Origin of the sequence: Trichocoleus sp. ST-U2, assembly GCF_039961875.1 — a bacterium.
Taxonomy (GTDB): domain Bacteria; phylum Cyanobacteriota; class Cyanobacteriia; order Cyanobacteriales; family FACHB-T130; genus FACHB-T130.
Window position 1 is genome coordinate 22256 of sequence record NZ_JAMPJY010000028.1, and the last position, 11467, is coordinate 33722.

An 11467-nucleotide genomic window follows, 5' to 3' on the forward strand; every position below is an offset into this window, starting at 1 on the left:
TTCGGAACTAATGACTGTAAAATTTTGAACGAACCGTTAGCGAGTTCCTTATGCTGACCAGATGCGATCACCTTGACTGACTAAGGATTTGAAGCGGAGACGGCAGCAGAAGTGATCGCGCTAAATGCACCAAATTTATTAGGTTTGGGACATTGGCGAAGTGTCAGAGACTCGCTCAAGTTTCTTATCTGGAACTGATTTGGTTCTATATGCCTGATGAGGGTGATTCGGGTGAGCGGGATATTTAAGTTCCAGCAAATCTTGTGATAACAAGGGATTTACATAGTGGTTGCGGATGCTGTCTGGCTCGCGGTCTAGCAGGTCAGCTAATGTTCGGAGTGATAGGTAATGTTCGGAGCAGAGTTGTAGAATGACTTTCTCTACTAAGCTCTTGTTTACGCGACCTTTCTCACGGATAGGAGCTGCAATCTCTTGCAAACGTTTGTAATGTTCGGAGCTTGGCTCGTAATGTTCGGAGCTTGGCTCGTAATGTTCGGAGCTTGGCTCGTAATGTTCGGAGCTGGGGAACAGTGAGAGTAAATCTGATTGACCTTGGCTTGGGAGAGTATAGTGGGTGCCGCGACCACGACCAAATTGTTCAAGCCAACCCTTGTTCACCAGACGCTTAAGGCATTCACCGATTTCTCTAGGGTGTTCATGTCTGTAACGCTGAACACCCATGTTATTAATCTCGCCAGAGCAGTGGGCTAGCACTAGGACGATTCGGTCTAGCTCTGTCAAATTACAGTAGTTATCCCCCACAATCTCCTTTAATTCCCTTTCAACATCTTCGGGAATGAAACTGGCCATTGGTAAAGCAACTGATGTCACCTCTAGGTCTAGTTTTTCTGAAACCAAGGGAATCAGCCATTGCTGTTCCCTCCAAGCACGGAGGATTTTCTGAAAGCCAGAGCCTGCCTTCTCTCCTAAACCCAACATTTGAAACATCTTTTGCAGGTTGGGGTTACGAGCATCGCTAACACCACCTTCATAAAGACGCTGAAGAGGGATTCTCAAACGACCAGGATTAGAGAATAAAAAACGGTCTGAGATTTTAATAACTACGATAGGACGTGTAGATTGATGGTCGGCATGGATTAGGGTATTGACTAAAGCTTCGCGCAGTGCCTCATGCACATGGGTTTCACCTCGGCGCACAGCATCTTTGTCAAGTTGAAATGGGACATCTAAATCATTAACTAGACGACCATATACCCGATAGTAGAAGTTAAAAAGATTAGGCTCCCATCTTCCATCAAGCGTCAGGCGATAAGTCCATCGTGTCTCTGGATCGTCAGAAAGCCGCTCCTGATAATCAAGTTGGTAGTGAGGCAGAGCATCTTGAATACTGCGCTCACAACCAAACATGAGCAAACCAGCTAGTGTAAGTCCTTCTTTACCTGTAGCGCGATCCCGTCGCCAACCACCTAGCTGACAAAGCAGATTCTGATCGTCTAGTGCCAGCCAAGGGTGATCGGGTTCCCTAGAACTAAAGCGCTGGCGAAATGATTTGAGTGTCTCTGAATCGAGGTCAGTGAGGTCAAAACCTTCTAAAATTTGAAAGTCTTGAGGATCATCATTGGCATCCCTCAGCATTTGCCGCACTTCATCTTGAGTGCAGCGGTAATCCCCCTCATAATTACGCTTATAAGTGCCAGTCATGGGGTTATTGTTGATATACACAGGTCGCTGGGTACGTGCAGCTCTGGGTACCCAAATAGTGATTAAGCTGTGTCCATCAACCTTTGGAACTTGCACATCAGAGTTAGAACAGATTGGGACATTGAGCTTTTGTTGGTTATTAAGAATATCCCAAAAGTTTTTCTGTGCGCCATCGGGGTTGCGGACCCCAGAAATTACAAGTCTGCCCTTACTCTCGCTTACGCCGAGTACAATATAGCCACCATCTGTATTAGCAAAGGCGGATACCGTTTCCCACAAATCTTTTGGCAATCCTCCATCGGCAGACTTAAACTCAAGGTCTTGGTCTTCTCCGATGTCCAGACGTTGTAGTAAGGTTTCTACGTCCATTCAATTGAAAAATAGGGGTAGACACTCCAGGCAGCAAAGATTGCCTTCTATCATTCTAGTTTTAGCCTCTGGTTGAGTGCTGATTCCTTCTCAAAAGGGGAAGCTATTTTTGAGGTCAGAGCGTTACCACCTCATTGCCCTATTCCATTCCTGGTAGCTTTAGCTGGATGGGTTCTGTGTCTTGCTGTTTGGCTTTCGTGCCAAGATACTCAGCAACGTTACCCATCGCCTGAGTAGCGGCATTGGCTTCCGCTTCGGCTTTTACCTGTTCTGCCTGAATCTGTTCTAATAAGACGGATGCAGGCTCATCATTGGAGTCTTGAGGAGTCAGTTCACCCCGAAAGGCACGATGCAGCAGGGTTTGAAATAAATGCTCGGCTTGGCGATCGCCTTCCCGTTGTTGGGTGCGGAGGCGTTCAAATTTCTGGACGATTTGGGCAAATTTTTCTTGCAGAGGGAAGGGAGGAACAATAATTTTTAAACTGCGAATATCATCAAAGTTCAGACCAGACTTGACTCCTTCTCGGTCAAGAGCATCAATTTGTGCTTTTCCTCCTGGTGAACTGAGATAGGCTGACAAAAATATTGGATTTATACCTTTCAACCTGAGCAAAGCCAAGTGCTGATTGATATACGCTTTAGGAAAGTTTGGGGGAATTACGGCAGTCCGTCCTAAATCAGCGGTAATTGATAGCAATATATCACCGCTTTTAACTAAAGTTCTACGGCCTTCAGCAGTTTCTGGTGCTTGAACATAGGCTAAATCATCTAATAAAAGCTCATTTGAACCTACATTCTGAATTCTCAGAAATCTATCACCTTTAGTCGAGTAATACTGCGCCCAACCGCGAGAACCGCTTGTCAGGAAGGAAATCTTGTTTTCTAAAGGCTCAATATCCCATCCTTTCGAGTTCGTTACTGGCTCGCCGAACATCTCTAAAAAGACAGATTGCAGGTAGGTGTCGCTGAGTTGTAGAGCGTAGCGTCGGGTGCGTCGGAGTCTGTCGGCTTTTTGTGCGATCGCAGCAATCAGCTTTTGTTCTGCTAACAGTGGCAGAGGAATTTGTAAATCACGAAGATTTCCTAGAGATACAAATTGTTGTGTTACTCCTTGTGCGTCAGCAGCCAGTTGATTAACAATTAGAGGAGACTGAAGGAGGTAATAGAAAAATGGAGAGAAAACGGAACTATTTTTAAATTTAAAAAGAGCTACATTTTTAATTGAAAATTCCTTATCTGTATCGACAATTACCGGATTGCCGATTGTTCCAATCATCGGCATGATGATGTCACCTTTATCTACCTTTGACCGCTTTTTAATATGCTCATGGTCTGCTTCTGAGATAAAAAATACATCACTAAAATCAATAAAACCTCTAGTCAGGTTTTTAGATGTGATTAATGGAATACCCTGCCGAACGTATTTAGGAGTGTCGTGAGTTCCATCTCTCACATCAATAACATCCTGACAGCGCACCCAATGCCATCCCTCTGGTAGCTTCTCTTGAATGCCCTGAATCCCCATATTGTTAATTAAATAACTTATCTAACTTTCTGACTTCTTCAGCCATGACATACTCTAGCTTCAGCAATCGCTCCATCGTCACCTGCGGTGACTCATAATAAGGCTCATCCTGCTCAATCTGGCGGTAACGACTCGCTGAAAGGTCGTATTTATTCCCCTTCACCTGCGCCTTTGTCACCCAAAACTGGCGATTCAATTGATTGATTTCCGCTTGCAGGGGTGCCATTTGCTCGTGCAGTTGTGCCAGTCGTTGCCGATCGCTTTCCAATGCGAGGCGGGTTGGTTCATCATCGGCGGGTGCGATCGCATTCTCAAACGTCAGGCGATTGATTTCCTTGAGTAGCTTCAACCGTTCAGCCTTCATCGGCGCAATTTCAGATTTTAACTCACTCAAGCGTTCCGCTCTTTGCGTCGTGAAATCAGGATTAAACCGATTCTTCCAACAGGTGAGAATATCCGGGATATCATTCTCCGCTACAGGTTGCCGCTTTTGATCCAGGGAAAACCCATCGTGTTCCATGTCATAGAACCAAATCTTATTCGTCGTATCGCCACGAGTAAAGAACAACACTGCCGTCGATACTCCCGCATAAGGCTGAAACACCCCAGATGGCATTGACACCACTCCATCCAGGCGATTTTCTTCAACAATCTTATGACGAATCTCCTGGTGTTGCTTGCTCGAACCAAATAGCACCCCATCCGGTACAATCACCGCACAGCGTCCGCCCATATCCAGCGTTCGCAAAATCAGGTGCAAAAATAGCAGTTCTGACTTCGTGCAGTTAGTTGGCAACTCTAGACCCAGGTCTAATTTACCCTTAGCAGACTGCTTGGCTCTTTTCCCATTAGCAGATTTGTCTTCGGGTTTCCCCTCAACAACTTTCTCCGCGATTTTTCCCTTAAAGGGCGGATTCATCAGCACCAAATCATAGCTTTTCTTATCGGTAAATTCTTTCGAGAGGGTATCCATGTAAAAGAACCGGGGATGCTCGATTCCGTGTAGCATCAGGTTCATCGAGCCGATGCGTAACATGGTCATGCCGGAATCGTTGTCATAGGCAGTAAACGCTTCCTTTTGGAGAAACTCACCTTGCTCAGGAGAAAGCAAATCGCCGATTAACTGCTTTTGCCCCTTGTCGTCGTACAAAATATCCGGGCTGGTGTGGGTTTCTAAAATGTACTCATAGGCATTCACCAGAAAGCCGCAGGTTCCCGCTGCCAAATCCGCAATTCTGTCCCTTGGCTTAGGTTCCCTCATCTCCACCATCATCCGGATAATGTGGCGCGGCGTGCGAAACTGCCCGTTACGCCCCGCAATACTCAGCTTTGACAGCAAGTACTCGTACAAATCGCCCTGAACATCCTGATTCTGTTCGGAGATTTTCAGTGCTGCGATCGCGTTGCAGACTTCAATCAACAAGCGTGGATTATTGATTTTGAACTCAGCACCCTGCATGTACTGCTTAAAAGAACTGCCCTCATTCCCCATTTCCTTCAACCAGGGAAAAACCTTAGTTCTTACATACTCCAGGGCATCTTTCGCCTCCTTGTTAGTCCATTCCCGCCAGCGGATTTCTGGTGGCACAAGGGGCTTATAATCTTGGTTTCGCAGTCTTGCCTGTCGTTGTCGGTCGTCTTCACTCTCGTCCAACCGCTTCAGGAACAGCAAAAAGGAAAACTGCTCGATCGCATCCATTGGATTGGACAAGCCCCCAGTCCAGAGCTTGTCCCAGATTTGGTCAACTTTTGATTTTAAGTCGGGGTCAGTGAGCATTTTCAAACCTTTTTATCTGAAACTGAAATGAAGGAACAGCTTTGGCGATAACTCAAAGCTTGCTATCTAGAAGGATTGCTGAACCAGCCCATCATGCTGCCAACTGGTCGATAAACGCCAGCAATTCATCCACCTCTTTCTCAGCAAACAACTGATCGACCGCATCTTTACCAAACCGCTTCAGTGACCCCTCATATAGATCTGCCTTTTCAAAACTGCGCTTTTGTAAGAATACATTCTGAACTACCCTCAAGAAACGAATCTGAGCCGCGTTGAATGGTTGCTGGGCAATGTACTCCTCAAACTGGCGCTTAACGACCTCCTCATAGTCAGGAATCGCATCTAATTCCAGGAGATAGCGCACGAACGCCAATAAACTTCCTACTTTTAATTCGTAAGCCTTGCTGATATTGGACTCAGATAGCTGCGTATCGCCACTCCCCAATTCTTGGCGCAAAGTGCGCTCTAAGTCTATCAGTTGCCGATCTGTCGCCTGCTCTCCTCGGCGAATCGCTGCAATAGCCGGATGATGTTCTACCAGTTCTATCACCTTGCTCTCCACTTGCTCCCGATACTCCTCCACATATATAGGCTCAGTTCCCTCACTCAGAGTAATAAAGCCTTTAGTTTGAATAAAATCGGGCAAATCTAGCGTCAAAAGTGTATTAAGGCGCTCCCGTCGATACTTCATCTGGTCAGCTAAGGAAGCAATCACCTGACTCAACTCCTGTGCTGTCGCCGTCTGTAGCTTTTTCGATAGGCACAACTCTACTGCTGCTTGCCGTTGAGGGTCTTGATGTACAAAATCAGGCAAACGGCTAACATCATTAGCAATTGATTCCAGTGTCTCCGGTTTTGCCCCATCGCTCAGAATCTCAAGCTTCAACCGTTCCACTTTACCCGTGAAGGTCGCTGCTGCCATATCGACTTCTGGGATAAACCTCAACAACGGGGCAACTTTCACGCTGAGAAACTTGAGTTTGTCTTTGGTGATGTAACTCCAGAAGGAATCCGACAAAGCCTGTTCAACCTCATTCAACTGCTTTTTGACTGTAAACGAGTCAATTGGAATCTGAGCAATCTGCGATCGCAGGTCAGTAATCACCCGCTGACAGTCCTCTGACTCCTGCTCGCCCAGATACGATTTCAGCAGTTGTACTCTCGTGTTAAAGATTCGCTGAAGTATTGGCAGGGACTGCGCTATATCTTCTTGAGGCTGGACGTTAAACTTATTGTCCCAGAAATCGATAATCAAAAAGTCCTTCTTGCTGCGATCGGGCAACCACTCTAAATGCTTGCAAGTCTTCTGGCTGCGGGTTCCCCGTCCAATCATCTGCCACAGCTTAATGTAGGAGTACACTGGCTTCATAAACACCAGATTCATTACCTCTGGCACATCTACTCCGGTGTCCAGCATGTCCACGGAGATGGCAATCCGAGGCATATTCTGAGTTTTGAACTGGTTGGTCAACTTACCTTTGTACTCCGTCTTATGCGTAACGACTCGCACCAAGTCAGAATACTGAGGATATAGTTTTTCAAACACGTCACACAGGCGGACAGCGTGAGCCTGACTCAGAGCAAATACGATTGTTTTTCCCGGTAACTGCCCCGACTCATCCTTATAGCAGACCTGCATAATTTCTTCCCATTGCTTGCGTAGGGTGTCTGCGTTGCTAACCTTTTTCTCTAACTCTGAGCCAGAATAATCAACCTCATCTGGGTCAATCCCCTGCTCGATTAGGGCGTTACGATCGGCTTGGCTCATTCTTGCCCCTTGAATTCCCTCACGTTGTAAGTTCGTCTGAGCCTGATACAGTCTAAAGTCAACCAGGTACTTTTCTTCAACCGCTTGACTGTAGGGGTAATCAAAAGTCGGGATACCGTCAAAGCACTGAAAGGTGTTGAAGGTGTTGCGATTGACAAATCCCGCTGGGGTAGCCGTCAATCCAATCATCCGTCCGTCAAAGTAGTCCATCACCTCTTGGAAGAGGTTAAAGATTGACCGATGCACCTCATCAAAAATAATCAGGTCAAAAAAGGCAGGAGTGAACTGTTTAAAGCACTTCCTCAGCGTTTTATCTGTTACTACATACAGCCGTTTCGTCTTATCAATGTTATTAGTTGTGATGCGATCGCAAGGTTCATTAGGGATATGAGCCTCAAAACCATCCATCAACGCTTGATCGACCAAATTATTCCGATCTGCGACAAACAACACCTTTCGGGTTTGGTTCGCTCTCAAAAACAGGTCAACGATTGACATGGCGGTGCGAGTTTTCCCCGTTCCCGTCGCCATCACCAACAAAGCACGCCGCTTTCCTTCATCAAATACTTCACAAACTCGCCGAATCGCCTCCTGTTGATACACCCGTTCCGCAATCTGAGGATTGAGCGGCACGTCCATCAACGAAATTTTGTTCTGGCGAATGTAAAGCAAATTCTCCAAATCGTCTAGCGAGAAAAAGCCAGCCACTGGTCGCTTAGCCGCATTCCCCACATCCCAAAAATAAATCTCCTGTCCATTGGTCATAAACGCAAATGGACGAAAACTCTGATGCTTCTCAATTTCCTTGACGTAATACTCAACCTGCGTTTGAGCAATCTGAGGCTCGAAACTCTGTCGTTTTGCCTCAACAACGGCGATTACATCACCATTAGGACGATAGAGACAATAATCCGTGACACCATTCCAAGGCTCTGCATTGTACCCATCTACCGGAACTTCAATTCCGACTTGGTTTTTCTCCTTCTCTAGATTCCATCCCGCTTTCACTAGCGCTGGATCGATTAAATCTTTTCGAGTATTTGCTTCATTGCGAGACATTCAAAATCTCCAAAAACTGGTTAGCTCAACTGCGCTACTCTTAGTGTTCCCACTAATAGAGGGGCGGTATCACCTCCAATTATTCTGGTTTTTCTATTGACTTTTTTCATAGATGTAGATATTGATTCTAAATTAAAGTCTCTGAGGAATGAGCGAACTACACTTCATTTTGACTAGGGATGTGTATGACAAAGGAAAGAGAGCTTATAAGCGATTTTAGAGGAAATGTAAGGTTAGGTTAATACACATTTGTACTAACCTTCAGGCGTTCTCTGAGTCGAGCAAATGCGATCGCCAAACTCGCACCTCAACAGATTCATCACGAATGAACATCAAAAATATTGCGTTTAATTATTAAAATTCCTTGAATCTGATGTTCAAAAAGTTTGGTCTACTTAAGTAAATCGGTAACGCACTTTCGTTAACCAGTATTTCCACGGATGTACGACCGATAAACAAACCTTATTTTGATTCATTAAAGATAATAAATATTATGTCTTTTTTATCTACCCTTCTAAGGCTCAAAGGAGGAGAAAATTACTTTTATAAATAATTTCTGGCGAGATAATAATTTTCGCCTTGAACCTTGGGGGACTGACTACGAACCGCCAATTGGGCTGAGCGAAGAGCTTTCTATTTCTGAAAGTGAGGTTGACCCTACAGTTGAAACAAAAAATTGGACACCATTTAAGCCCCAACAACCTTCACTCCCTAATCGACTCATCTTTATTGATGGTCGCCGCCGCATCGATGCTGCTCTTGTTGGTGGAGAGAGAGACACCGTTTATTACGGAGCTTTTGGCACCATTGCCGTTGGTGCTGTAGACGTGAATCGAACGGCTGGCAAAGCAACCTACTCACACTTGACGGTTCGGAGAATTCTCGGTTTTGGCGGCAACCAACAAGCCCCGCTTACCCGTATCCCCTGCCCTCTGGGTAGCACGGCTGAATTAGTCTACGAACCCATCGAACCGAGCTGTGACAATACTCCTCAAGTTCGGAAGTCTCTGATTCAAAACATCATGCTGAAAGCAGAAGATCGACTGGCGGCTGAACTGTTGACAAAGGAACCGGAAACGTTGGTCATTCGGGATGGACAATTGCGCTGGTATGGCAAACCTGATATAACGCTGGGTTACGTCAAAACCATGCATAAAAACTATCTATCTGGAGACTATGCCGCTCTCCTATGGAAGTTAGAACCAGGAGAAAGAACCCCAATTTTCGCTATTCGAGGCAAAAGTAACTTAAGACGACGCTGGAGTTGGTATCTGCGCTCTGGCACCTCGGATGTGTGCCCAAAGCGCTTAGGTTATCACGAGCTACAGGGAATTGTACGCCTGGAGTTATACAGCGAAGCCGTTCCCTTAGACAGGGCAAAAGAAATCGCTGACCAAAGTACCTACCTAATTCCGCACTACGCCTCTCATCCTTCGCGTGACCCCCGCGCCCCGCAAAACCTCACACCTGTTGGAGCGCTAGAGAGGGAACTTGGACGGCGAATGGGTGACAAAGCAGTGATTGAAAGGCGTCTACGGTCTTTCTTTGCTTCTTTAGGAGTGATGTCATGACGACGAGTATTGGTTTTGTTCTGGGCACCTTGGAAGCCACCCCTTTGGAGTTTTGGGTCGCCGTTTCACCCGGTCATGTTTTGCGATTGGATGATGTGGTAGAAGTGCGGACGCATCGACCCGATGGTGAAGGAATTGTTCGCTTTTATGGTGTGGTGGATTATGTTCGCACGATGTATGAAGGAACGCAATTCGACACCGACACTTTTCTGGTCAAAAGTGGCAGTTTACCTGCAAACATATCCTACGCTGCTCATGTCCAAGTCACGCGGATTGAACCGGAGGAATATTTACCACCTCAGCCTGGAGACCCCGTAAATCTGGCTGTGGATGAAGATTTGAAGCGTGCCTTGCACTTTGATGGCATGGAAAAACGCATTCCAGCAGGCATGATGCGTAACAGTTATCCAGCTTATTTGAACTATGAATTTATCAATGGCGAGAAGGGCGCTCACATCAACATTTCTGGGGTATCAGGGGTAGCAACCAAAACCTCTTATGCCTTATTTCTTCTCCACTCCATTTTTAACTCTGCTGCTCTTGGTGCTCAACGAGCAAATACGAAAGCTCTGATTTTTAATGTTAAAGGTGAGGATTTATTTTTTCTCGATAAGTCCAATAGCAAACTCCGAGCCGAAGATTACGCTAACTATCAAACCTTGGGCGTTCCAGTCGAGGCGTTTAAAGATGTCCGCTTCTGTGCAGCTCCTAGGAAAGGCACTCACGATGTCGATCCCCATTTAGACCAGCGTCCCGATAATGTCTCAGTATACCTGTGGAGTATCCGGGAACTGTGCCGCGATCGCTTATTCAGTTTTCTGTTTGCTGGGGAGGACTTAGAACGCGGCAACTTGGGCTTTTTGGTTTCTGGTGTTGAGGAAAAACTAGCACGGTTAGCTGAAGATAACGACCGCACGGACAAAAAAGCGAACCGCAAATTGGGAGTACGGTTAGAAGTCGAGCCTTTTGGCGCTCTAGATAAGCAAGAAGTCGAAACCTTCAGAGACTTAATCGAGTTTCTAGAAGACAAACTCGTAGAGAATCCCGACAATAGCTGGTTGGGGCGCAACGCTGCTGCTACTACCGAAGCATTGATTCGTCGCCTGTGGGGAATTAACAACGAAATGGGTCACTTGATTCGGGGAGACTTACCTCCAGAACGAATGGCCAAATACCAGCTTGACCCCCTCTCAGACGCACACCGGCTTACAGTCGTGGATATTAACAAACTGGGAGGAAAAGCTCAAAAGTTTGTGGTGGGTGTGCTGTTGCAAAAGCTGTTTTCCGAGAAAGAAAAACGGGGACAAAACCCAGTTGTCTTCATTGTCCTTGATGAGTTGAACAAATACGCCCCTCGCGAAGGTCGTAGCCCTATTAAGAATTTACTGGTGGAAATTGCCGAACGGGGGCGTTCTCTAGGCATTATCCTGATTGGCGCACAACAAACCGCCTCAGAAGTCGAACGGCGTGTAGTCGGGCAAGCGGCAATTCGGGTTGTTGGCAGACTCGATTCTGCTGAAGCAGAACGCCCAGAATACAACTTTCTCACCGGAGCTTGCCGAAAGCGATCGCTTCTCCTCAAATCCGGCAGTATGTTCGTCCATCAACCCGAAGTCCCAGCACCGCTACTGATTAATTTTCCCTTCCCTGCGTATGCTACTCGTCAGATTGAGGCAAAGCGCAGTGAAGCAGAAATTGCCGAAATGGAAGACGATATCGACCGTTTTTAATAGGAA

7 protein-coding genes are annotated in these 11467 nt (G+C 46.3%); 3 read left to right on the forward strand and 4 right to left on the reverse strand.

Features of this window, described 5'->3' with window-relative positions; genetic code table 11:
- Positions 1–138 precede the first annotated feature (138 nt).
- The 4 genes from NC996_RS18135 to NC996_RS18150 all read right to left on the reverse strand — a co-directional run bounded on the left by NC996_RS18135 (position 139) and on the right by NC996_RS18150 (position 8160).
- Positions 139–2031 (reverse strand): RNA-binding domain-containing protein, encoded by a 1893-nt coding sequence (locus NC996_RS18135; protein ID WP_190686438.1) that lies wholly within the window; start codon positions 2029–2031, stop codon positions 139–141.
- A 139-nt stretch (positions 2032–2170) separates the two neighbouring features.
- Positions 2171–3556: a restriction endonuclease subunit S gene (locus NC996_RS18140; protein WP_190686441.1), complete on the reverse strand. Its 1386-nt coding sequence runs from the start codon at positions 3554–3556 to the stop codon at positions 2171–2173.
- 4 nt (positions 3557–3560) lie between these two features.
- Positions 3561–5333, reverse strand: a complete 1773-nt coding sequence (locus NC996_RS18145; protein ID WP_190686444.1) for a class I SAM-dependent DNA methyltransferase — start codon at positions 5331–5333, stop codon at positions 3561–3563.
- Between the two features lie 91 nt (positions 5334–5424).
- Complete coding sequence (locus NC996_RS18150) at positions 5425–8160, reverse strand: DEAD/DEAH box helicase family protein (protein ID WP_190686448.1); 2736 nt, start codon at positions 8158–8160, stop codon at positions 5425–5427.
- Between the two features lie 651 nt (positions 8161–8811).
- On the opposite strand from NC996_RS18150, the gene NC996_RS18155 reads away from it, so the two are divergent.
- The 3 genes from NC996_RS18155 to NC996_RS18165 are packed head-to-tail and all read left to right on the forward strand — an operon-like array spanning position 8812 to position 11461.
- Complete coding sequence (locus NC996_RS18155) at positions 8812–8985, forward strand: hypothetical protein (protein ID WP_339380348.1); 174 nt, start codon at positions 8812–8814, stop codon at positions 8983–8985.
- Positions 8986–8987: 2 nt separating this feature from the next.
- Complete coding sequence (locus NC996_RS18160; protein WP_199303133.1) at positions 8988–9731, forward strand: hypothetical protein; 744 nt, start codon at positions 8988–8990, stop codon at positions 9729–9731.
- Entirely contained in the window at positions 9728–11461 is a 1734-nt protein-coding gene (locus NC996_RS18165) for an ATP-binding protein (protein ID WP_190686450.1), read from the forward strand. The genes NC996_RS18160 and NC996_RS18165 overlap by 4 nt, the downstream gene beginning before the upstream one ends.
- Positions 11462–11467: the final 6 nt, after the last annotated feature.

Coding starts and splice junctions, on each gene's coding strand:
- NC996_RS18135 (WP_190686438.1), bottom strand. CDS start 2,031: ATGGACGTAGAAACCTTACTACAACGTCTGGACATCGGAGAAGACCAA.
- NC996_RS18140 (WP_190686441.1), bottom strand. CDS start 3,556: ATGGGGATTCAGGGCATTCAAGAGAAGCTACCAGAGGGATGGCATTGG.
- NC996_RS18165 (WP_190686450.1), top strand. CDS start 9,728: ATGACGACGAGTATTGGTTTTGTTCTGGGCACCTTGGAAGCCACCCCT.
- NC996_RS18145 (WP_190686444.1), bottom strand. CDS start 5,333: ATGCTCACTGACCCCGACTTAAAATCAAAAGTTGACCAAATCTGGGAC.
- NC996_RS18150 (WP_190686448.1), bottom strand. CDS start 8,160: ATGTCTCGCAATGAAGCAAATACTCGAAAAGATTTAATCGATCCAGCG.